The sequence below is a fragment of the Plantactinospora sp. B24E8 genome, assembly GCF_039871735.1.
In the GTDB taxonomy this organism is placed as follows: domain Bacteria; phylum Actinomycetota; class Actinomycetes; order Mycobacteriales; family Micromonosporaceae; genus Plantactinospora.
The window spans coordinates 67,161-89,090 of the sequence record NZ_JBDPMH010000020.1; the positions used below are offsets into that span (position 1 = coordinate 67,161).

Genomic DNA, 21,930 nt, shown 5'->3' on the forward strand with positions numbered 1-21,930 from the left:
CGGGTGGGCCCGCGTCATTCACCCACGGCCGGCGCGGGCCCCCTGGTGAACCTCAACGACCTGCGAGCCGAGGCGCAACGCCGGCTCGACCCGGCCCACTGGGACTTCTTCGCCGGTGGGGCCGGGGACGAGCGCACCCTGCGGGCCAACGAGGCCGCCTTCGACGCGTACCGGATCCTGCCCCGGGTGTTGCGCGGCGGAGGCGCACGCGACCTGCGGACCCGGCTGCTCGGCGACGACCTCGCCCTGCCGGTGCTGGTCGCCCCGACCGCCTTCCACCGGTTGGCGCATCCCGACGGGGAGGCGGGATGCGCCCGCGCGGTCGCCGCCGCCGACACGGTCATGGTGGTGAGCATGGCGGCCACCACGCCGATCGAGGCGGTCGCCGCGGCGACCGGCGCGGACGGGCGGCGGGCCCGGTTGTGGTTCCAGCTCTATCCCCAGCCGGACCTCGGGTTCACCCGGTCGGTGGTCCGCCGTGCCGAGGCCGCCGGCTGCCGGGCCCTGGTGGTCAGCGTCGACTCGCCGGTGTTCGGCCGGCGCGAGCGCGACCTGCGCAACGGGTTCCTCGATCTGCCGCCCGGGCTGTGCTGCGAGAACATGCGCGATCCGGAGACCGGACGGGTCCGGGACATCGTCATGGACGACCGTCTCGACTGGACCCGGATCGACTGGCTGCGCGGGATCACCCGGCTGCCGGTCGTACTGAAGGGCATCCTGCACCCGGACGACGCCCGGCTGGCCGTCGCGCACGGGGTCGACGCCGTCCTGGTCTCCAACCACGGGGGGCGACAGCTGGACGGCGTACCGGCCAGCGTCGACGCGCTGCCAGCGGTCGTCGACGCGGTCGAGGGGCGGATCCCGGTCCTGCTCGACGGTGGTGTCCGCCGGGGCACCGACGTGTTCACCGCGCTGGCCCTCGGCGCCGTCGCGGTCGGGGTGGGCCGGCCGGTCGTCTGGGGGCTCGCCACCCGGGGCGAGGCCGGGGTACGGCAGGTACTCGACTGGCTGCGCGCCGACCTGGCCCGGGCGATGACCCTCGCCGGCGCGGCCCGTCCCGGCGACCTCACCCCGGACCTGCTCCGCACGGGGGTGGCCGGATGAGCGGGCCGAGCGTTCTTCCGTGGGGTCTGGTCGCCGTCGCCGCCGTGGTGGTGGGGTGGCTGCTGCCGCGCTGGCTGCCCCCGACGGTGGTCCGGCTCCGGGAATGGATCTTCGCCCGGGTGAACGGTACCGAGGGGATCCCGATCCCGGGCCCGCTGGTCGGCCCCGAACACTTCGAACGGGTCTACGCCCATCCGGCGGCGAACGGACGCAGCCGGGGCGCCGGGCTCTCCGACCTCTTCTGGTACTGGCTGGCGCCCGGCCCGCAGCTGCACCAGGAACACCTCGAACCGGGCGAGCGCTACCGTACGGTCGCCCGGACGACCCGACAGGTGCTCGCGGTGCCCCCGCGCCGGTCGACCGAGCTGGCTGCGGCGGCGGCCCGCCGGCTGCTCGACCAGCTGCCGTCCGACCGCCCCAGCCGGGTACGGCTGCGCGACCTGATGATGCCGGTCTGGGCCGAGGTCTACTTCGAACTCGTCTTCGCCGAACCGTGCCCGGCCGAGGCCCGGGCGCTGATCGTGGCCAACGCCGACGACGTGGTCACCGCCCTCAAGTGCTGCGGGCTGCGGCACCTTGGTCGCCGGGACCGGCTCAGCCGCTACCTGCGGGCGCGGGTCGATGCCGGTACGGCTCCGGTGACCCTGCCAGCGCCGTTCACCGCCGAGGAGACGGTCTGGTACCTGCAGGGGACGTACTTCAACACCGCGGTCGTCCAGATGTCGGAGGCGATGGCGCACCTGCTGCTCGCCATCGCCCAGCATCCGTCGACGCGGCGCGAACTGCTGGCCACCCTCGACGACGTCGGCGGCGAGGGGGACCGGGCCCTGGACCGGGTCATCGACGAGACGCTGCGGGTGCACCCGCTGTTCGGGGTCGCGCACCGGATCACCACGGGACCGATCGAGGTCGACGCCGAGGTCACCATCCCGGTCGGGTCGGTGCTGCTCTTCAACTACCTCGCCTTCCAGCGCACCGGCGCAGCCGCCGACGACACCTTCGACCCGGCCCGGTGGCGGACGCTGCGGCGGGGCGACGCGCACTTCGTCCCGTTCGGGGTCACCGCCAACCGGGCCTGCCCGGCACGCGGGGTGGCGCCGGTGATGATGCGGGCGGTCGTCCGTGAGGTGCTGCGCCGCTACACGCCGGTCTCCAGCGTCCGGCACACCCGGTCACTGCCCAACCGGGGACCCTGTTTCCTCGTCCCGGCCGGCGTACGACCGCCGGGGCGGATCCGGCTGTGGGCGATGCGGCTGGGCGACCGCTGGGCCGACGTCTGGCGCAGCCTCGTCCAGCTCGTGCTCGGCACCTGGATGGTGGTTGACGCGCGACGCCAACGGCTCTGCGCCACCTACTTCGAGGAGGTACGGAAGTGATCACGACTGGTCCGGTGGCGGCCGTCGGCAGAGGCGGGACGCGATGAGTCCGGTGGAGCTGGCACCGCGGTTCTTCCTCGCCGTCGCGGTGATCCTGCTTTTCTGCCGCCTGATGGCGTGGCTGCTCGGCAAGGTCGGCCAGCCGGCGGTGGTGAGCGAGATGGTGGCCGGGGTGCTGCTCGGGCCGTCTCTGCTGGGCCTGCTGGCGCCCGACGTCCAGGACGCGTTGTTTCCGGAACCGCTCTATCCGGTGCTCTACATCGTCGGTCAGGTCGGCCTGGTCATCTTCATGTTCCAGGCCGGGTACGCGTTCACCGCGCACCGGGTGACCGGGCTGGCCGGCACCGCCGGAGCGGTGTCGCTGGCCGGCATCGTGGTACCGCTCGGCCTCGGGGTGCTGCTGGTGCTCGCCACCGCCGCGCACGCCCCGGTCGTGGCCGACGGCGCCTCCCTCGGCGTGACGGCAGCCTTCGTCGGGGTCGCGCTGGCCATCACCGCCTTTCCGATGCTGGCCCGGATCATCACCGAGGGCGGACACGCCGGTACGCGGTACGGCTCGCTCGCCCTGGCCAGCGGCGCGCTCGACGACCTCGTCGCCTGGATCCTGCTGGCCGTGGTCCTCGCCACCGCCTCGGGCCGGCCGGGGCCGGCGCTGGTCACGGTCGGCGGGGCGGTGCTGTTCGGGCTGCTGCTCTGGTTCGTCGGCCGGCGGCTGGCGGCCGCGCTGGTCGGCAGCGACCGACTCGGCGACCAGTCCCGGCTGCTCGGCCTGTTCGCGCTCCTCTTCGCGGTTGCCTGGTACACCGACGAGATCGGCCTGTACGCCGTCTTCGGCGCCTTCGCGGTCGGTGCGATCATGCCGCACACCGAGCGCACCGACGGGATGGTCGCCACCGTGACGCCGGTCTGCCAGATCGCCTTCCTACCGCTCTTCTTCACCTACTCGGGTCTGCACACCGAGTTCGGGCTGCTCGGCGATCCGTCGGTGTTGCTCTTCGCGCTGGGTTGCGTCGTTCTGGCCATCGTCGGCAAGTTCGGCGCCTGCTTCGCGGTGGCCCGGGTGCGGGGCGAGCCGAAGGGGGTGGCCCTGCGGATCGGCGCCCTGATGAACGCCCGCGGGCTGATGCAGCTCATCGCGATCAACGTCGGCCTGGCGGCGGGGATCGTCAACTCGACCCTGTTCACGGCCCTGGTGCTGGTCGCGCTCGTCACGACGCTGATGACCACACCGGTGCTGCGGTGGATCGCGCGGCGGGAGGCGAGGACCCCCGCTCTGCTTGACACGAAGGAACCGATGGTAGTGGTTCAACGGAGTGCTGACATGACATAGAGACATCTATCACAGTCTATCTGTGCGGGTGAGTGTGCCATTCTCGAGGTGTGCTCAAGGCAATCGCGCCGTCACCCGTCGTGCCTCGACTACTCCTGGTGGAGGACGACGCGGACCTCGCGGACATGCTCAGCGAGGTGCTGACCGACGAGGGTTACCTGGTCGACGTGGCCCGGGACGGGCAGCGGGGCCTGCACTTCGGGCTCACCCGGCCGTACGACCTCATGGTGATCGACCGGCTGCTGCCGGCCATCGACGGACTCAACCTGCTGGCCCGGCTGCGGTCCCGGGCGGTCGGCGCCCGGGCCCTGATGCTCACCGCCCTCGGTACGGTCGACGACCGGGTCGCCGGGTTGGATGCGGGCGCCGACGACTACCTGATCAAGCCGTTCGACCTGGACGAGCTGATCGCGCGGCTGCGGGCCCTGTGTCGACGTGCCTCGGACGGCGCCGACGCGCTGCCGATCGGGCTCGGTCGGCTCGATCTCGCGCTGCGCGACGTCGTGCTGCCCGACGGGTCCAGGGTGGCGCTGTCGGCTCGGGAGTTCGAACTGCTCCGGGTCCTCGCCGTCCGCCCCCGGGTGGTGCACTCCCGGGCCGAGCTGCGCCGTCGGGTCTTCGACGAGGCGGCCGCACCGTCGCTCGTCGACACCTACGTGTACTACCTGCGTCGCAAGCTCGGCCGGACCTCGATCCGAACCGTGCACGGCCTCGGCTACCGGCTTGGTGAATTGTGAGACCGGACCGGCGGGCGGGATCGCGGACCGATACGTCCTGGGCCGCCGCCGAACGGGCGGTGGTGGCCCGGGCCCGTCGGCGGATCGGGCTGCTGGTCGCGGTCGCGGTGACCGTGCTGGTGACCGCGGTCGGCGTGGTCGCCTACGGGATGCTGGTCCGCGGTCAGGAACGTCAGATCACGCGTGAGCTGGCCTACAGCGCCGATCACAGCGACCCGTCCGGCCCGCCCGGCTGTACCTGGCTCTTCGTCCTCCACGACGGCGAACTGGTCACCGGCCGGGTCCCCCCGCCGGCGGGTTTTCCGCTGACCGAGGAGCTGGCCGCGACCGTCGCCACCGGGTCCGCCCGGGAGACCAGGGTCGCCCGCAACAACACTGTCTACTTCGTCCTGACCCGGCCCCGGGACGGCGACGTGGTGCAGGCCATCTTCGACGCCCGCTACCAGCTCGCCGACCGGCGGCACCTGCTCCTCGCCCTCGTCATGGCCGAGGCGGCCGGGTTGCTGGTCGCGGTCGCCAGTGGACTGGTGCTGGGCCGACGCGCGGTGGCGCCGCTGGCCGAGGCGCTCACCCGGCAGCGCCGGTTCATCGCCGACGTCAGCCACGAACTGCGTACGCCCATCGCCCAGGTGCACACCCGGGCGCAGGTGCTCGCCCGCCGGGCCGGTAACACCGGTGTGCCGGCCGGCTACCGCGACGAGCTGGACCGGCTGGTCGGTACGACCCGGCGGCTCGGTGAGGTTGTCGAGGACCTGCTGCTCTCGGTGCGGCTGGCGGCACTGCCGGACGCCCGGCCCACGGCCGATCCGGTCGATTTGGCCGCGCTCGCCGAGATGGCGGTGCTCGCCGAGACGGACCGCGCCGGCGAGCAGGGGGTGACGGTGACCCTGGACCGTTCCGACGTGCCGTTGCCGGTGCTCGGTGTCGCCTCCGCGCTGCGCCGGGTGGTCAGCGAACTGCTGACCAACGCCCTGACCCACACGCCCGCAGGTGGGCGGATCGAGGTGGTCGTGCGTCGGGTCGGCGACGCTGCCGAGCTGGTCGTCACCGACACCGGACACGGGTTCGACCCCACCGACCGGATCTTCGACCCGTTCCACAGTGTCGGCAGCGGGCGCCGGCACACCGGCCTCGGGTTGGCGCTGCTCCGCGAGGTCGTCACCGGCCACGGCGGCACGATCGAGGCCCGGGGGCGTCCCGGCCAGGGCGCCAGCTTTGTCGTCCGGTTGCCGACCCGGGCCGGGGAGGCCCGGCCGGTGGCCCGGGTCGGCGACTGAGTCGGCGGGCAGCAGGGACGGTGCGAGCGGATGTGGCGGATGCGCCGCGGGCTGCGTCGCCGGAGACCTCGGGTGGGCCACCGCCGGGTCGACCCGGCGGTGGCCGAACGGCTCCGGGCCTGCTCAGTAGGTGAAGGTCCAGAGGAAGTAGAAGCCGGGGGCGGTGGGGCTGTACTGGCGGTACTCGCAGTAGTACCAGCTCCAGAGGCCGGTCTGGGCGCCCTCGCTGCCGTAGCTGTTGCAGAACTGGCCGTCGTAGTAGACGCCGCGAAGCGTGCCGCCCGGCGGGTCGGCGGCGGCCGGAGCGGCGCTCGCTCCGAGCACACCGCCCAGTGCGAGGGTGGCCGCCGCTACGAGCGTGGCCCATCTGCGTCCGCGCATGAGGTCTCCTCCCGATGGTGTCCGCGGCGCACGGCGGCTCCCCGTCGAGCCGGGATCCGGGACATCGAAGAATGTGACTGTAAGGCTCACACGGGTGCGGGCGGACGGGCTTCCGACAACGGGCGGGGTCACGGCGACGATCCGTCAGCGCGGGCTCCGTCGAACGGGCATCCGCCCTGACCGGCCGGGTTGCCGGCCATCTCCGGGTACGCCCCGAGCGCGACCTCCGGTCAGGTCGATGGTGGCGCATGGGCGGGGTCGAGGTGTCGACCGCAGGGCGAGGGGAGCGCCGAACGTCCGATTCGAGTACGGTTGCTCAGCGGCGCAACGGCCCGGAACCACGAGTAGCGACTCGCCGGCCGGGTATCTCCCCTCCGCTCCGTCTGGTGACGGAGGGCACGGTGCGTCCGGCTCCTCCGCGAGGTGTTATGGATGGGTGAGCGGAACCCGGCCCGGCGAGTGACGTTGTGGGATGTGCTTTGCCGACTTATGACCCGGGTCTCGTCGTTGACGACCCCGTTGTGCCTCCGGGGGTGCCAGCGCAGGCCCCGATCGCCACCTACCGGCAGCGTTGGGCGGTGCAGACGATGGCCGTCGCGCCCCACGACCTCCTGTTGGAGATCGGGTGCGGCCGCGGAGTGGCCGTCTCCCTGATCGCCGACCGGCTCACCACCGGCCGGATCGTCGCGATCGACCGCGCGACGACGATGACCCGGCTCGCGACCGAACGTAACGCGAGGCACATCAGGTCGGGTAGGGCCGAGATCCGGTGTGCCGAGTTCGAGTCGGTCGACCTTCCGCACCGGTACTTCACCAAGATCTTCGCGGTGAACGTCAACCTGTTCTGGCTGGGTGCCGGGGCGCGGCAGATCGACCGGATGCGCAGCCTGCTGGCACCGGGCGGCCGGCTCTACGTGTTCGGCGAGCGGCCCACGTCCGTACACCCCGCAGCGAACCTCACCTCCACCGAGCGGCTGCTGCGGTCCCAGGGGTTCGACACCACCAGTTCGATCGAGGATCGCGGGCAGGGCCGGGTGCTCACCTGCGTCACCGCCACACCGACCCGATGAGCCAGATGCTGAGCGCCAGCGCCACCAGGATGGCCGCCGCGACGACCACGCCGGTCTGCCACACGCCGACGCCGGTGACCTCGATCAGCAGGTCCGAGACGAAGATGCCCAGCGTCACCCCGGCGAGCAGCTCGATCGTGTTCGCCAGCCGTTGCCCGAGGGACGACGTGATCACGGCGACCGCGGCGGCCGGGGCGAAGATCGGACTCGGCATGTCGGTGAACCAGCGGGCGGCGGCCCAGGCCAGCGCCGCCGCCACCCCGGCCCGGATGGCGATCAGGGATTTGACCTGGAGCTGCTGGAGCCGGGTCCGACCCGCCACCGGCCCCGCTTGTTCAGCCGTTCCAGCGCCTCGTCGAACCGCTCCTCGTCGTGGCCGGCGCGTTGTTTCGACCCGTGTCGTCCGTTGTTCCCCTTCCTCCGCGCTCCGGTCACCGGCGACGGCTACCCGCAAACACCGCCGGCAATCGTGGTGCCGAGGTTGACCGGCGGGGAAGCGACGACGACCGCACGGCACGCTTAACGGTCGCGCGTAACCTGCTGACATGGCGGGCGGACCGGCACGTTTCGGCGGGCGGAGTGACGTTGTCCTGGCGGTGGTTCTGGACTGTGCCGACCTGGCCCGGTCGGGGGTGTTCTGGTCCGTCGTACTCGGGTACGTCGCCGAACCACTCTCGTCGGGGCGTTACCGGCGCCTGCTACCCGCCGACGGGGACGGCGTCGAGTTGCTGTTGCCGCGGTTTTCCGAGGGGAAACGTGACGAACCAAGAACTAATTTCATGTCTGCGGCGGTGGCCGGCACGCGGTTGATCGCGTGATGCCTTGGCAGGTCAGCGCGCTGGTTCAGTCCGAGTATCGGCTGCGCTGTTCTTACGGCTTGTGCGCGGTGGTGAGGAAGTCCAGGACCAGAGGGCTGGCGTGGGCGCGGCACTCCTCGAAGTAGGCGTGCCGACCATTCGGGACCAGGTGCAGTCGGGCGTCGGGGATGCGGTCGGCGAGCAGGGGTGCGTTGGCGGTGGGGTTGAGCAGGTCGTCGCTTCCGTGGACGACCAGGGTGGGGGCGCTGATGTCCGGCAGGAGGTCCCAGGCGTTGTGCTGGTTGCTGGCCGCGAGGTGGTGGCGCCGAGCGTGGGCAGGCATGTGAGGGTCGCCGAGGGTGTGGTACGGGCCGGGATGGGCGGCGAGCCATCGAGGGGTGTACATCAGCTCCAGCAGGGCCTGTCGCGCGGCTCGAGGCTGAGGTTGGGTCAGGGCTTGGCGGACGTCGTTGCCGCGTTCGACGCTGTGCGGGCCGCCGGGTGAGGTGCAGCCGAGAACCAGGGCGCCTACCCGGTGGGGGTGGCGGGCCGCGATCTGCTGGGCCACTCGTCCGCCCATGGACGTGCCGTAGACATCGGCCCGGTCGATGCCGAGTTCGTCGAGGACTGCGATGACGTCCTGGGCGAACAGTTCGGTGCTGCAGGGGGTGTCGGGCTTGTCGCTGTCGCCGGTGCCGCGATAGTCGAGCGTGAGGGTGCTGCGAGCGGGATGGAAGTCGGCACGAACCGCATCCCACCAGTGGTGGTTGTTGGCCTGGCCCGCCAGCAGGACCAGCGGCGCCCCCTGGCCCTGGAACTGGTAGGCGATGCGGGTTCCGTCCGGTGTCATGGCGTACGTCATCGGCTTCCTCGCTCCAGTGCCGTCGGGCAGAATACCCGCATGGCCCCGGGCCTGAGCGGACGGCGAAGCCGGGGAAATGTTTAGGGCGGTCGGGCGCCGGAAGAAGTACCGGCATTCAGACACCTGCTGCCACCGCAGCGCCCAACCCCAGCAGGACGACGCCGGTGGTCACGCTGATTCCCCGTAGGACGGTCGGCTGCGATACCAGGGCGCGCCCTCGGCTGACGGCCCAGGTGAGCAACATGTACCAGGAGGCGCTGACGAGCGCCCACAGGGCCCCCAGTGCGACGGTTGACAGGAACACCGGGCCTTTCGCGGTCACGAACTGGGGCAGCACCGAGACGGCGAACACGCCCGCCTTGGGGTTGCCCAGGTTGGTGATCAGGCCGGTGAGGTATCCGCCCGCGAAGCCAGTACCGCGCCGGCCCTCGTAGGGCGGGCGGGTGGAGACGGTGGTGAGCGCAGTCCGTAGCGTCTTCACCCCGAGAACCATCAGCACGATGCCGCCTGCGATCCGGAGCACCGCGTACGCGGTGGGGCTGGCCAGCAGGACGGCGGACAGCCCGGCCGCGGCGGCCGTGGACCAGAGCAGGAAGCCGCTGGCATTGCCCGCGAGCGTGCCTCGGAGCGTACGTTGGCCGCCTTCCAGAACCTGCCGGATCATCAGGGCTTGGCTCGCGCCTGGCAGCATCGCCAGCAGCAAGGTGGTGGCGATGAAAACGGGCACATGCGTGGGCATGGAAAGGAACCCCTTCCCGGGATTGCGCCGATGGGTGTACCACCAGGCTTCCTGTCTCGTGCCCCTAAGAGAAGTTAAAAGAGAAGGGTGTAGCGTTAGGATTAGTGAATGCTGGTGGATCCGGGACAGTTGCGGCTTCTCGCGTTGATCGAGCGGCACGGCTCCCTGACGGCGGCGGCTCACGCACTCCAACTCACGCCCGCGGCGGTCACCCAGCAGGTGGCCAAGGCCGAGCGCGACTGGCAGGTGCCCCTGGTCATCCGTGGTCCTCGCGGAGCAACGCTCACTGCGGCCGGTGCGCTGCTCGCCTCCCACGGTCGAACTGTGGAGGAGGCATCGGACAGGGCCGAGGCGGAACTGGCCGCGCTGCTCGGCCACCTCTCGCTCCGTCTGCGGATCGGGACGTTCCAGGCGGCCGCCGTGCACCTGCTGCCACCGGCCCTGACGACTCTGCGACACCGCCATCCGGACGCCGACGTCTCCGTCATAGACGTGGTGTCCGGACGCGGAGCGGACGAGATCAGCGCGGGGCGCCTGGACGTGGCCATCGTCGCGTCCTGGGGCACGCCGCTCGCGCCGCCCACACACGTACGGGCCCACTCGCTCCTGTTGGACCCGATGGTCGTGGTTCTCCCCGATGACCATCCACTGGCCACCGGGCAGCCCGCGGACACCGAACTCCACCTGGAACAACTGCGCGACGAATCGTGGGTTTCGATCCTGGCCGGCCATGCCGCCCGCGAACAGTTCCACGACGCTGCCCGCGAGGCCGGCTTCACTCCCACCGTGCGGTTCGAGACCGAGTCCTACGACGTCGCCCAGGCCCTCGTCGGCACAGGTATCGCAGTGGCCCTGGTCTCGCGCCTGGCCCTAACCCATGCACCTGGCACCACCCATCGCGAACTGGCCCACCCCAGGCCCTACCGCCAGCTCTACGCCGTGACCAAAACCGACGCCAGCCTCACGCCACTCGCAGACATGCTCATCGACCTCCTACGTGATGTCGCCCGCGACATCACCGCCACCTGGGAGGCTCCCCTGCAAGAAAAACAACGCTCATCGAACTCACCGCACGGAGCCTGAAAAGCTCGGCCCGCCTGCGGTAGCCGTCCCAACCGGAATCGAGAGCGGGCTACCGGCAGGCGGTCCTCACGATTATTCCTTTATGACCCCGAGCCGAAGGCGCGCAAGAACCGGATGCATCTCGACCTGCGGGTGCCGGACCAGGACGCGGAGGTGGCCCGCTGACGTCCCTGGGGGCGCGGTGCGTGACGGACAGCCCCGTCGAGGAGGACGGCTGGGCCTGACACGTGCTCGCCGGCCCCGACGGCAACGAGTTCCGCCTACTGCGGCCACCGCCGACCAGGGGCGGGCCCTGACCCGCCGGTCGGCCGAACGGCGACGCGACGACCTGGGCCTCGGGCCGGTGGGGCCGACGCCGCTTCCGGACCCCCTCCGCGGTGCGCCGCCGTGGCGAGACCGCCTCCAGACCCGGCCGCGGTTCCGGTCTCCGGGCCCCGTCCTCCGGGACAGTCGACGGGGGTGGCACCCGGGGTGCCACCCCCGTCCGGGTCAACTGTCAGCTTGCCGTACAGGTAAGCGTCGGTGCGGCGTTCGTGCCGTTCCAGGAGCCGTTGAAGCCGAAGCTGGTCGAGGCGTTGGCGCTCAGCCTGCCGTTGTGACCGGCGTTCGCGGCGGTGACCGACGATCCGCTCGAGGTGATCGACGCGTTCCACGAACTGGTGATGGTCTGGCCGTTGGGCCAGCTCCAGCTCACCCGCCACCCGGAGATGGCGGCGTTCCCGGCCCGTACGGTGACCTGGGCGCCGAAGCCTCCGGACCACTCGCTCGTCTTCGCGTACGTCGCGGAGCAGCCACCGTTACCGGCGGGCGGAGTGGTGGGCGGCGGGGTGGTGGGCGGCGGGTTCGTCGGCGGCGGCGTGGTGGGCGGCGGGTTCGTCGGGTCGCCGCCACCGCCGAAGGTGACGTCACTGCACAGGTAGTACGGCTGGTCGAGGTGGCTCGCCTGCCAGATCGTGTAGATGACGTGCCGACCGGTGCGGTTGCCCGCGTTCACCTGGGCCTCGTACAGACCGGTGGTCGGGTAGCTGCCGGTACGTAGCACCAGGTCCAGGCTGCCCCAGGTGAGCGGCTGGCGGGTGGGGTCGAAGCCCTGCTTGGTGATGTAGATCAGCAGGTAGTCGGCGCCGTGTCGGGCGCCGTCGGTGAGGGTCAGGGTGAAGTTGTTCGGCATCGGCTTGGCGACCCAGGCGCCGACCGCGTCGAGCGAGGCGTACAGCCCGCCCTGGGTGCGACCGCCACTGCACAGTTGCCCGTCCGGGACAGCGGCCTGGTGGTTGCCGCCGACGTTCTCGCGGAACAGGCCGTTCCAGTTCCACATCGTGTTCGGGTTGGCCTGCCAGGCCTGGGCACACATCGGGTCGGTCTGCGCCATGTTGGGGTTGAGGTGGTCGTCACCCCAGCGTTCCCAGCACCCGTAGTTCCGGGACGGCGGGTTGGTGACGGAACCGTGCGCCGAGGCCGGGCCGGCGTGGTTGACGACGACCATCGTGAACCCGGTGACCAGGACGGCGACCGTACCGAGTATCAGACGGCGGGCCGTTCGTGCGACGTTCATCTACGCTCCAGCGTTTTGCCGGCGCGGGTCACTCGACGGGATGCCCGGCCCCGCGAGGAGACATACGCCGATCAACAAAAGGAATTCGGAAGCGCAGGCGGTACGGCGCTGCAGGGCGGTGAGGCACTGCAGGCGGTACGGCCGCGCCCCCTCCGATGGCTGGGGCTCCCGCGTCGAGGCTACCAAAGATATCCAGCAACGCGAATCCGTGCTCCGTCGGGCGATCCCGTGGGGGCCGGTCGCAGGTTTGTCCGGTGGTCGTCCGGGGCGGATCCCCGATGTTTCCGTTCCAGGTCATCGGCACCGACGTGGGCCTGCCGTACGGAGGCCGGAATTTCCGACTCGGGACCTTCGGCCCTGTCGGACCGGGCCGAAGGCGGGTAGGAACGAGGGGTGATTCGTGTGTTCCTGCTCGACGACCACGAGGTGGTCCGGCGCGGCCTGGCCGAGCTGCTGCAGAGCGACGGTGATATCGAGGTGGTCGGCGAGTCCGGCTCCGCCCAGGAGGCGACGCGGCGGATCCCGGCGCTGCGCCCGGACGTGGCGATCCTGGACGCCCGCCTGCCGGACGGCAACGGCATCGACGTGTGCCGGGACGTGCGGGCGGTCGATTCCACGATCAAGGGCCTGGTCCTGACCTCGTACGAGGACGACGAGGCGCTGTTCGCGGCGATCATGGCCGGGGCGGCCGGATACGTGCTCAAGCAGATCCGCGGTACCGACCTGGTCGACGCGGTCCGCCGGGTGGCGGCCGGTCAGTCGCTGTTGGATCCGGCGGTCACCGCCCGGGTGCTCGATCGGATCCGTAACGGTGTCGAGCAGCCCACCGAGTTCCAGTCGCTGACCGAACAGGAGCGCCGGATCCTGGAGTACGTCGCGGAGGGGCTCACCAACCGTGAGATCGCCGGGAAGATGTTCCTGGCCGAGAAGACCGTGAAGAACTACGTCTCCAGCCTGCTCGCCAAGCTCGGCCTGGAACGGCGTACCCAGGCGGCGGTGCTGGCCACCCGGCTGCTCGGCGAGCGGCACTGACCCGGCCGACCTCACCGTCCGCCCGGCACCGGTCCGTTGCGCAGCCGTCCGTTCCCCGGGACGGACGGCTGCGGACTCAGTCCCGCAGTGGCACCCGCCAGACGACCGTCGTCCCGGTCGGCTCACCCCGTCCCACGTCGAAGGTGCCGCCGTGGGTTTCGGCTCGTTCCCGCAGGTTGACCAGGCCGCCCCGGGCCCCCGCCGGATCGGTGCCCACCCCGTCGTCGGCCACCCGGACGGTCAGCTCGCCGTCGTGCGCCTCGACGAAGACCGTGACCCGGGTCGCCCGGGCGTGCCGGACCACGTTCGACAGTGCCTCGCCGAGCACCGCGAGCAGGTCGGGCCGCAACCGGTCGGGTACCGCGCTGTCCACCGGGCCGGACATCTCCAGCCCTGGCCGGAACCCGAGCGCCTCGGTGAAGCCGGCGACCAGGTCCCGGATCTCGGTCCGGAGCGCGGCGCTCATCGGGGTACGCAGCTCGAAGATCGCCCGCCGGATGTCCCGGATGGTGGAGTCGAGGTCGTCGACGGTGCCGCTGAGCCGCTGCCGTACGTCCGGCCGGCCGGCCAGTGGTGCCACCGTCTGGAGCTGCAGACCCATCGCGAACAGTCGCTGGATCACCACGTCGTGCAGGTCGCGGGCGATCCGCTCACGGTCCTCCAGGACCACCAGCAGTTCCCGTTCCTCCTGCGCCCGGGCCCGTTCCAGGGCCAGCGCCGCCTGTCCGGCGAACGTCGCCAGCAGGGTGTCCTCGGCGTCGGTACCGATCCGCTGTCCGGACGGGTAGGCGATGACGAGCACGCCGTGCAGGGTGTCGCCGGCGGTCAGTGGTGAGATCACCGCCGGACCGGTGCCGACCGGGGCGGGCCAGGGGGCGGCCTTGGCCAGGCTCTCCAGCACGGCCTGTCGACGTCGGGTCACCGGTTCGACGAGGTCGGTGTCGGCGGCGGCCAGCACCGTACCGGCCAGGTCGTCGGCGCCCCGGCCGTCCGCGACCTCGACCGTGAGCTGTCCGGTCGTGTCGTCGTAGAGCAGCACGAGGGCCAGTTCGGCCTCGGCGACCTCCCGGGCCCGGCGGGCGATCAGCCGCAGTGCGTCGGTGCGGCGTACCTCACCCAGCAGCACGCCGGTGATCTCGGCGGCGGCGGCCAGCCACCGTTCACGCCGGTGGGCGACGGCGAACAGGCGGGCGTTCTCGATGATCACTCCGGCGGCGGCGGCGAGGGCCACGACGATCTCCTCGTCGTCGTCGGTGAACTCCGCCGCACCCTGCTTCTCGGCCAGGTAGAGGTTGCCGAACACCTGGTCCCGGATGCGGATCGGCACGCCGAGGAAGCTGTGCATCGGCGGGTGGTTGGGCGGGAAGCCGTACGACTGCGGATGCCGGGTGATGTCGGGCATCCGTACCGGACGGGGGTCGGCGATCAGCAGGCCGAGCACTCCTCGCCCGTGCGGCAGGTCGCCGATCCGGCGCCGGGCCTCGGCGTCGACGCCGTGCGTGATGAAGTCGGTCAGCTGGCGGTCCGGTCCGATGATGCCGAGTGCGCCGTACCGGGCGCCGGCGAGCCGGCAGGCCGCGACCACGATCCGGTCCAGTGTGCTGTGCAGGTCCAGGTCGGTGCTGATGCCGACCACCGCGTCCAGGAGCGCACGCAGTCGTTCCCGGCTGGTGAGCACCTCGCCGACCCGGTCCAGCATCTCCTGGAGCAGCTCGTCGAGCCGGATCCGGGACAGCGGGGTGATGCCCAGGGACGGCGGCGCGAAATCCACCTCGGCCGGGGTCGGCGGGGTCGGCTCGGTCACCGGGCGATGGTATCGGCCGGAGGGCCCGCCCCGGCAGCCCCGTGTCCACGTGCTCCGGGTTCCGTGACGAGTCCCTCGCTGACCGCGACGACCCCGTCGGCGCCGCGGTGCACGGTCCGTAGCACCAGTGAGTCGTCCAGGTACGCCCGCTCGGTCCGCCGGTCCGACCGGCTCACCGGGCCGAGCGACCAGTGCCCGCCGTCGGCGTCGAGCAGCCGGGCGAAGACCGACGGGGCGTCGAACCGGCCCGGACACCACCAGTCGATGGACCCGTCCCGGCTGACCAGCGCGGCGGAGCCGCAGTCGGAGAGGAGGCCGTAGTCGGCGATGTCGACCTCGGACATCCTCGACGAGTACCTGGATCGCTGCCGGGCAAACGTGGCGGACGTGGATTTTCGGCTGCTCGTACCGGCCATCCGGGGGCCTGCGGACCCACTCGACGCCGTCCGTCGCGGATGTGGGGGTGCCGTGATGCTCGCCGCTGACCTCCATGATCATTGGTGGGTGACGGCCGGAGTGGATAACTTCGAGCCTTCGGGGTGGGCGAGGGACGGGGGCTGGATGACGGACGGTAACGCTGAGTACCGCTACGACAACACGGCGGTGCTGTCGGTGACAGCGCTGGAGGCACCGGTGGTGGTGACCTCCGACCAGATCGACGACGAGTTGAGCGGAACCCTCGAACGGCTGCGGCTGCGCCGGGGCATGCTCCAGCGAATCGCCGGCATCCGGGAACGGCGTTGGTGGTCGGACGACGTCAGCTTCGTCGACGCGGCGGCGACCGCGGGGGCGAAGGCGCTGTCGGAGGCGGGCGTCGACCCGCGCGACGTCGGGCTGCTGATCAACACCTCGGTGTCCCGGGCGCATCTGGAACCGTCTACGGCGGTGGCCGTCCACCACGCGCTGGGTCTGCCGCAGACGGCGTTGAACTTCGACATCGCCAACGCCTGCCTCGGGTTCGTCAACGGCATGCAGGTCGCCGCCAACATGATCGACGCCGGGCAGATCCGGTACGCGCTGGTCGTGGCCGGGGAGAGCTCCCGGCAGGCACAGGAGGCGACCATCGAGCGGCTACGCCGTCCGGAGACGACCCGGCGGGACATCCGGGACCAGTTCGCCACGTTGACCCTCGGCTCAGGCGCGGCGGCCATGGTGCTGGCCGCCGCGGACGCCCACCCGGACGGCCACCGCCTGGTCGGCGGCGTGGGTCGGGCGGCCACCCAACACCACGAGCTGTGCGTCGGGGACAACACGAGGATGCGTACCGACGCGAAGGGCCTGCTCGACGCCGGTCTGGAGTTGGCGGAGGCGACCTGGGCGCACGTCGGCGCATGGGACTGGCAGGACATGGACCTGTACGTGATGCACCAGGTCTCGGTGGCCCACACCAGTGGTGTCGTCGACCGGCTCGGTCTCGACCCGGCCCGGGTGCCGGTGACGTTCCCGCTGCTCGGCAACGTCGGGCCGGCGTCGCTGCCGCTGACTCTGGCGCAGAGCGTCGACTCGCTCAGCGCGGGTGAGCGGGTGTTGTGCATGGGCGTCGGCTCCGGCCTCAACACCTGCGCCCTGGAGATCGTGTGGTGAGCGGCCCGGAGCAGTGGGGACCGGGCCCGCTGCCCGGTCTGGACCCGGCCTGGTCCCGGTCGGTCACCGCACCGGACAGCCAGGGCGTACGCCGTACCTGGCATGTCCTGGACAGCGCCGGCACGGAGACCGGTGACCACGGTCGGTACGCGGGCACGTTGCTCTGTGTGCACGGCAATCCCACCTGGTCGTACCTGTGGCGACACCTGCTGGCCCGGTTCGGCCGACCCGGGGCGCCGCCCTGGCGGGTGGTCGCCGTCGACCACCTGGACATGGGGTTCTCCGAGCGCACCGGCACCGTACGCCCACTGGCGCAGCGGATCGCCGACCTCGGTACGGTCACCGACGCCCTGGGCCTGACCGGTCCGGTCGTGACCGTCGGGCACGACTGGGGCGGCGCCATCTCGCTCGGCTGGGCGCTGCGGCACCGCGACCAGCTCCGTGGCGTGGTGCTGACGAACACGGCGGTGCACCAGCCGAGCGGCTCCCCGGCCCCGGCGCTGATCCGGCTGGCCCGGTTGCCCGGAATCCTGCCGGCGGTGACGGTGGCGACTCCGACTTTCCTGCTGGCCACGCTCGGGTTGGCGAATCCGTGGCTGCCGGCGCCGGTCCGTGACGGCTACCTCGCCCCGTACCGGTCGCCGGACCGTCGGGCGGCGATCGGCGGTTTCGTCGCGGACATCCCGCTCACCCCGGAGCACCCGAGCTGGTCCACCCTGGTGGCGGTCGCGGAGGGCCTGGACCGGTTGGCCGAGGTGCCGGCGCTGCTGCTGTGGGGGCCACGCGACCCGGTCTTCGGCGCCGCCCACCTGCGCGATCTGCGCGAACGGCTGCCGCACGCCCGGCTGCACCGGTTCGAGGGTGCGGGACACCTGCTCGCCGAGGATGCCGACGTCGCCGGCGCCGTCGAACAGTGGGTGACCGACCTGGGGCAGTCCGCGCCGTCGGCGGATCCCGGCCCGGCCACGCCGTGGGCGCCGGTGACGACCGTGGACCCGACGCCGGAGTCGGCACCGGAGCCGCCGTTGTGGCGTCCACTGTGGGCGTCGCTGGAGGAGCGCGCCGACGACCGTTCCACCGCACTGGTCGAGCTGGCCCGGGGCGGCCGGCGGGTGAGCTGGTCGCTGCTGTGGCGGCGGATCCGGGAGATCGCCGCCGGACTGTCCGCCTCCGGGGTACGCCCCGGCGACCGGGTGGCGTTGCTGGTGCCGCCCGGCGCCGACCTGACCGCCGCCGTCTACGCCTGTCTGCGCATCGGCGCGGTGATCGTGGTCGCCGACCCGGGGCTGGGACTGGCCGGCATGAACCGGGCCCTCCGGGGGGCCGCTCCCGCGCACCTCATCGCGATCGGCCCCGGACTCGCCGTCGCCCGGGTCCTGCGCTGGCCGGGACGCCGTCTCGGGGCCGGGCCCGGCGCCGCCGCCCTCGGCGCGTTGACCCTGGGCAGACTCGCCCGACTCGGCGCGAACGAGCGGGCAGTGTCGCTCGTGCCCGTATCCGCGCCGAAGCCGGACGACGACGCGGCGGTGCTTTTCACCTCCGGCTCCACCGGGCCGGCGAAGGGCGCCGTCTACACCCACCGTCAGCTCGCCGCGATGCGGGACGCGCTCGCCGGCCTCGGGCTGGCCGCCGAGGGCGGGATCGTGGCGGCGTTCGCGCCGTTCGCGCTCTTCGGACCGGCCCTCGGCGTTCCTTCGGCGATCCCGGACATGACCGTGACCGCACCCCGGACGTTGACCGCCGCGGCGCTCGCCGAGGCCGCGGCCACCGTCGACGCCTCCGCGGTGTTCGCCTCACCGGCCGCGCTGCGCAACGTGGTCGACACCGGCGACCTGCTGGAACCCCGGCACCGTGCCGCGCTGGCGGGGGTCCGGCTGCTGTTCAGCGCCGGTGCGCCGGTGCCCGCCCCGCTGCTCGCCCAGGCGCGGACGCTGATGCCCGCCGCCCAGCCGCACACCCCGTACGGGATGACCGAGGCACTGCCGATCACCGACATCACCCTTGACGAGATCGTCGACGCCGGGCCGGGTGACGGGGTCTGCGTCGGGCGGCCGCTGCCCGGCGTGCGGGTGGCGGTCGCCCCGCTCGACGGCACCGGTGAGCCCGCCGCCGAGCCGGGCGCCGAACCCGGACGGACCGGCGAGATCATGGTCAGCGCCGCACACGTCAAGGACCGGTACGACAATCTCTGGCTCACCGAGCGGGCCAGCTCCCGGAACCCGGGCTGGCACCGCACCGGCGACGTCGGACACCTCGACCCGGACGGCCGGCTCTGGGTCCAGGGCCGGCTGGCGCACGTGATCGTCACCGCGGACGGCGTCCTCACCCCGGTGGGGATCGAGCAGCAGGTGGAGTCGTTGCCGCAGATCGCCCGGGCGGCGGCGGTCGGGGTGGGTCCACGCGGTGTGGCGCAGGTGGTGGTCGTCGCCGAGACCCGGCCCCCGGTACGTCGGCCGGGACTGGCGAGCCGCGAACTCGCCGACGCGGTACGCGCGGTGACCACGCCACCGGTCGCGGCGGTGCTCGTCGTGCCGTCGCTGCCCACCGACATCCGGCACAACTCCAAGATCGACCGCTCCCGGCTTAGTCGCTGGGCGGAACGGATACTCGCCGGTGGGAGGATCGGCGGATGGTGAGGGTCCTGGTCACCGGTGCCAGCGGCATGCTCGGCCGCGCCGTCGCGACCGCCCTGCTGCGCCGGGGCGACGAGGTCCGGGTCCTGCAACGCCGGTCCGCCGGGCTGGGCGGTGTTGACGAACGGCGTGGCGACATCACCGACCCGGCCGTCGTACGGGCGGCCGTCAGCGGGGTCGACGCGGTGGTCCACCTGGCCGCGAAGGTGTCGATGACCGGGGCCTGGGAGCTGTTCGAGCGGGCCAACATCGGCGGCACCGCGGTGCTGCTCGAGGCCGCCCGGGGGGCCGGCGTGGCGCGGTTCGTGCACGTCTCCTCCCCGTCGGTCGCCCACCACGGTGCCGGCCTGGTCGGGGTCGGTGCCGACCCGGCCGACCCGGACCGGGCCCGGGGCAACTACGCCCGCAGCAAGGCCTCGGCCGAACTGCTCGCGTTGGCTGCCGACTCGCCCGATCTCGCCGTCGTGGCGGTTCGCCCACATCTCGTCTGGGGACCGGGCGACACCCAGCTGGTCGCCCGGATCATCGAACGCGCCCGGTCCGGCCGGCTGGCCCTGGTCGGCCAGGGCACCGCCCTGATCGACACCACGTACGTCGACAACGCCGCCGACGCCCTGGTCGCCGCGCTCGACCGGGCCGCCGAGGACGGCGTGCACGGACAGGCCTTCGTGGTGTCGAACGGGGAGCCGCGGACGGTGGCCGAACTGGTCGACCGGATCTGCGCCGCCGCCGGGGCGCCGTCACCACGGCTGCGGGTGCCGGTCGCGGTGGCCCGGACCGGCGGTGTGGTCGTCGAGCGTCTCTGGTCGGCGTTGCGGCGCACCGACGAACCGCCGATGACCCGGTTCCTTGCCGAGCAGTTGTCCACCGCGCACTGGTTCGACCAGCGTCGGACCCGGGAGGCGCTGGGCTGGTCACCCCGGGTCAGTCTGCGCGAGGGTTTCGCCCGGTTGGCCGCCGCCGCTCAGCCGGGCGCCGGAGACCGGACCGAGCTACCGGGGCGCCATCCCTGACGGTCCGGCAACAGCCCGACCTCCGTCAACGTGTTCTGGCCGAGCCACCCCGTGTCGATGGGATAGGCGTCGACCTCGGTGGCGGCGTCGCGCAGCGGGGCGGCCCACCGGTGCTCCAGGAGGAGGGCCAGGGAGCTGGTGCCGCTGGCGGCCGTCCGAGGATCGGGTAGGGCGTCGCTGCGGAACAGGTAGCTGGGCCCGGTGTTCGAGGTCTGGCCCATGGTCCCGGCGGCTCCCGCTCTGGCCATCAGCCGGTCGAGGATGGCGCCGGGCTCGTGCGCGGGGTCGGGGAGCAGGTCCGGGACCCCCTCCGTCTCGATGGTGCCGTCCCGGTTCTTGTGCGCGGCGAGGGCGTCGAGGATGTGTACGGCGGGTTCGGCCCGCAACGTGTGCAACTTCTCCAGGAGGGGAGCGGGGATCTGTCGCCCGTCGAATCCAATGATCATCAATTGGACCGGCCCGATCATCTGCCACTTCCTTCCGCGAAGGTCGACCACCGTCAGGGACCGCCCACCCCTCGTCGATTTCGTCCGATTGCCCAGGCTCCAGCGCGTAAAACCCGGATCTACCGGCCATACCGGTCGAGAACGTGCTTTGGTGACGCGTCCGTACGGGTCGCCGGCACCGCGTGGACCGACGCGCGTGCCGACCGGGAGCGTCCACGGGCCCCCGCCCGGCACGCCTCACCTCCGCTCGTCGACTCCCCAGGCGGCGTCGACCAGGGCGGGGAGCACCTGTGCGGCGGACCCGCGCAGATTGACGGCGCAGACGGGATCGAGCGGAGTCGGCTCCGGGTTGACCTGGATCACCGTGGCGCCGCGGCGCGCCGCGATCCGGGGGATCTCGGCCGCCGGATGGATGACGCCGGAGGTGCCCACCGTCAGCAGCACGTCGCAGGCGGCGGCCGCCTCGACCGCCGCGGTCAACGCCGCCTCGGGCAGGGCCTCGCCGAACCACACCACGCCGGGACGGACGAGCGCTCCGCAGTGGACACACCGCGGTGGCGGCAGCAGGCGACCGTCACCCGGATCGGTGTCCTGGCCGTCCCCGGCCTCCGGCAGGGCCGCCGGATGCCCGGCCTCCGCCACACAGCGCGGCGCGAAGAGACTGCCGTGCAGGTGGACCGGAGCCCGGGAGCCGGCCCGTTCGTGCAGGTCGTCGACATTCTGGGTGATCACAACGCTGCCGGGGAGACGGGCTTCGATGGTGGCCACGGCCAGGTGGCCGGCATTCGGCCCGGCTCGACGGACCCGGGCCCGCCGCCACTCGTACCAGCCCCAGACCAGATCCGGATCGGCGTGGAACGCCTCCGGCGTGGCGAGCCGTTCGGCGTCGAAGCGGGCCCACAACCCGGTCAGATCGTCCCGGAATGTCGGCACACCGCTCTCGGCCGAGATTCCGGCACCGGTGAAGACGACGACCCGGCGGGCCCGGCCGAGGATGGCCGCGACCCCGGGCGGCAGCACGGTCTCCATCCGGGAGATCCTGCCAGTACGTCCGGACCGGCGCGCTCCCGGACGCGAGCATCGGCGGTGGACGGGCCGGGGCGTCGC

Annotated in this window: 20 protein-coding genes and 2 pseudogenes; 13 read left to right on the forward strand and 9 right to left on the reverse strand. The window is 72.2% G+C overall.

Annotated features, from left to right (window positions below):
• Positions 1-45 precede the first annotated feature (45 nt).
• The 5 genes from ABGB21_RS24665 (at position 46) to ABGB21_RS24685 (ending at position 5,824) form a co-directional block, all read left to right on the forward strand.
• Positions 46-1,104 (forward strand): alpha-hydroxy acid oxidase, encoded by a 1,059-nt coding sequence (locus tag ABGB21_RS24665; protein WP_347679774.1) that lies wholly within the window; start codon positions 46-48, stop codon positions 1,102-1,104.
• Complete coding sequence (locus ABGB21_RS24670) at positions 1,101-2,480, forward strand: cytochrome P450 (RefSeq protein ID WP_347679776.1); 1,380 nt, start codon at positions 1,101-1,103, stop codon at positions 2,478-2,480. Before ABGB21_RS24665 ends, ABGB21_RS24670 begins: the two co-directional genes overlap by 4 nt.
• A gap of 43 nt (positions 2,481-2,523) precedes the next feature.
• On the forward strand, positions 2,524-3,810 hold the full coding sequence (locus ABGB21_RS24675) for a cation:proton antiporter (protein WP_347679778.1): 1,287 nt from the start codon (positions 2,524-2,526) through the stop codon (positions 3,808-3,810).
• A gap of 98 nt (positions 3,811-3,908) precedes the next feature.
• Positions 3,909-4,547 carry a response regulator transcription factor gene (locus ABGB21_RS24680; protein WP_347654770.1) on the forward strand — a complete coding sequence of 213 codons (639 nt, stop codon included), beginning with the start codon at positions 3,909-3,911 and terminating at the stop codon, positions 4,545-4,547.
• Positions 4,544-5,824 carry a HAMP domain-containing sensor histidine kinase gene (locus ABGB21_RS24685; RefSeq protein ID WP_347679780.1) on the forward strand — a complete coding sequence of 427 codons (1,281 nt, stop codon included), beginning with the start codon at positions 4,544-4,546 and terminating at the stop codon, positions 5,822-5,824. The genes ABGB21_RS24680 and ABGB21_RS24685 overlap by 4 nt, the downstream gene beginning before the upstream one ends.
• 123 nt (positions 5,825-5,947) lie before the next feature.
• Here ABGB21_RS24685 and ABGB21_RS24690 read toward each other — a convergent pair whose 3' ends face one another.
• The gene (locus tag ABGB21_RS24690) at positions 5,948-6,205 is read right to left on the reverse strand and encodes a hypothetical protein (protein ID WP_347654768.1); all 258 of its coding nucleotides are present in this window, start codon (positions 6,203-6,205) and stop codon (positions 5,948-5,950) included.
• Between the two features lie 533 nt (positions 6,206-6,738).
• Between ABGB21_RS24690 and ABGB21_RS24695 the strand changes: the two genes are divergently transcribed.
• On the forward strand, positions 6,739-7,275 hold the full coding sequence (locus ABGB21_RS24695) for a class I SAM-dependent methyltransferase (RefSeq protein WP_347654767.1): 537 nt from the start codon (positions 6,739-6,741) through the stop codon (positions 7,273-7,275).
• On the opposite strand, the gene ABGB21_RS24700 is transcribed toward ABGB21_RS24695, so the two are convergent.
• Positions 7,253-7,597 (reverse strand): FUSC family protein, encoded by a 345-nt coding sequence (locus ABGB21_RS24700; protein ID WP_347679782.1) that lies wholly within the window; start codon positions 7,595-7,597, stop codon positions 7,253-7,255. The two genes, ABGB21_RS24695 and ABGB21_RS24700, sit on opposite strands and share 23 nt — an antisense overlap.
• A gap of 223 nt (positions 7,598-7,820) precedes the next feature.
• On the opposite strand from ABGB21_RS24700, the gene ABGB21_RS24705 reads away from it, so the two are divergent.
• On the forward strand, positions 7,821-8,093 hold the full coding sequence (locus tag ABGB21_RS24705; RefSeq protein WP_347679784.1) for a VOC family protein: 273 nt from the start codon (positions 7,821-7,823) through the stop codon (positions 8,091-8,093).
• A gap of 52 nt (positions 8,094-8,145) precedes the next feature.
• Here the strand turns inward: ABGB21_RS24705 and ABGB21_RS24710 are convergent, their stop codons facing one another.
• Together ABGB21_RS24710 and ABGB21_RS24715 are read right to left on the reverse strand one after the other, a co-directional pair.
• A complete protein-coding gene (locus tag ABGB21_RS24710) occupies positions 8,146-8,934 on the reverse strand; it encodes an alpha/beta hydrolase (protein ID WP_347654764.1) in 789 nt (262 codons plus the stop codon).
• A 115-nt stretch (positions 8,935-9,049) separates the two neighbouring features.
• Positions 9,050-9,673: a LysE family translocator gene (locus ABGB21_RS24715; RefSeq protein WP_347679786.1), complete on the reverse strand. Its 624-nt coding sequence runs from the start codon at positions 9,671-9,673 to the stop codon at positions 9,050-9,052.
• A 108-nt stretch (positions 9,674-9,781) separates the two neighbouring features.
• Here ABGB21_RS24715 and ABGB21_RS24720 point away from each other — a divergent pair, with 108 nt between their 5' ends.
• Together ABGB21_RS24720 and ABGB21_RS24725 are read left to right on the forward strand one after the other, a co-directional pair.
• Positions 9,782-10,756, forward strand: a complete 975-nt coding sequence (locus ABGB21_RS24720; protein ID WP_347654762.1) for a LysR family transcriptional regulator — start codon at positions 9,782-9,784, stop codon at positions 10,754-10,756.
• Positions 10,757-10,858: 102 nt separating this feature from the next.
• A pseudogene (locus tag ABGB21_RS24725) lies at positions 10,859-10,921 on the forward strand (VOC family protein); the annotation flags it as partial.
• Between the two features lie 331 nt (positions 10,922-11,252).
• On the opposite strand, the gene ABGB21_RS24730 reads toward ABGB21_RS24725, so the two are convergent.
• Positions 11,253-12,311: a lytic polysaccharide monooxygenase gene (locus ABGB21_RS24730; RefSeq protein WP_347654761.1), complete on the reverse strand. Its 1,059-nt coding sequence runs from the start codon at positions 12,309-12,311 to the stop codon at positions 11,253-11,255.
• 393 nt (positions 12,312-12,704) lie between these two features.
• Between ABGB21_RS24730 and ABGB21_RS24735 the strand changes: the two genes are divergently transcribed.
• On the forward strand, positions 12,705-13,343 hold the full coding sequence (locus ABGB21_RS24735; protein ID WP_347654760.1) for a response regulator transcription factor: 639 nt from the start codon (positions 12,705-12,707) through the stop codon (positions 13,341-13,343).
• Between the two features lie 76 nt (positions 13,344-13,419).
• Here the strand turns inward: ABGB21_RS24735 and ABGB21_RS24740 are convergent, their stop codons facing one another.
• Together ABGB21_RS24740 and ABGB21_RS24745 are read right to left on the reverse strand one after the other, a co-directional pair.
• Positions 13,420-15,042 carry a GAF domain-containing sensor histidine kinase gene (locus tag ABGB21_RS24740; protein WP_347654804.1) on the reverse strand — a complete coding sequence of 541 codons (1,623 nt, stop codon included), beginning with the start codon at positions 15,040-15,042 and terminating at the stop codon, positions 13,420-13,422.
• A 146-nt stretch (positions 15,043-15,188) separates the two neighbouring features.
• Positions 15,189-15,491: pseudogene (locus ABGB21_RS24745) on the reverse strand (trehalase-like domain-containing protein); the annotation flags it as partial.
• A gap of 217 nt (positions 15,492-15,708) precedes the next feature.
• Here ABGB21_RS24745 and ABGB21_RS24750 point away from each other — a divergent pair.
• The 3 genes from ABGB21_RS24750 to ABGB21_RS24760 are packed head-to-tail and all read left to right on the forward strand — an operon-like array spanning position 15,709 to position 20,377.
• Positions 15,709-16,731, forward strand: coding sequence for a 3-oxoacyl-ACP synthase III (locus tag ABGB21_RS24750; RefSeq protein WP_347679788.1), 1,023 nt, complete (start codon positions 15,709-15,711; stop codon positions 16,729-16,731).
• Positions 16,728-19,367, forward strand: coding sequence for an alpha/beta fold hydrolase (locus ABGB21_RS24755; RefSeq protein WP_347679790.1), 2,640 nt, complete (start codon positions 16,728-16,730; stop codon positions 19,365-19,367). The genes ABGB21_RS24750 and ABGB21_RS24755 overlap by 4 nt, the downstream gene beginning before the upstream one ends.
• Positions 19,361-20,377, forward strand: a complete 1,017-nt coding sequence (locus ABGB21_RS24760) for an NAD-dependent epimerase/dehydratase family protein (protein WP_347654757.1) — start codon at positions 19,361-19,363, stop codon at positions 20,375-20,377. Before ABGB21_RS24755 ends, ABGB21_RS24760 begins: the two co-directional genes overlap by 7 nt.
• Here the strand turns inward: ABGB21_RS24760 and ABGB21_RS24765 are convergent.
• Together ABGB21_RS24765 and ABGB21_RS24770 are read right to left on the reverse strand one after the other, a co-directional pair.
• Positions 20,329-20,844, reverse strand: coding sequence for a hypothetical protein (locus tag ABGB21_RS24765; RefSeq protein ID WP_347654756.1), 516 nt, complete (start codon positions 20,842-20,844; stop codon positions 20,329-20,331). The two genes, ABGB21_RS24760 and ABGB21_RS24765, sit on opposite strands and share 49 nt — an antisense overlap.
• A 216-nt stretch (positions 20,845-21,060) precedes the next feature.
• On the reverse strand, positions 21,061-21,852 hold the full coding sequence (locus tag ABGB21_RS24770; protein ID WP_347654755.1) for an NAD-dependent deacylase: 792 nt from the start codon (positions 21,850-21,852) through the stop codon (positions 21,061-21,063).
• Positions 21,853-21,930 lie beyond the last annotated feature (78 nt).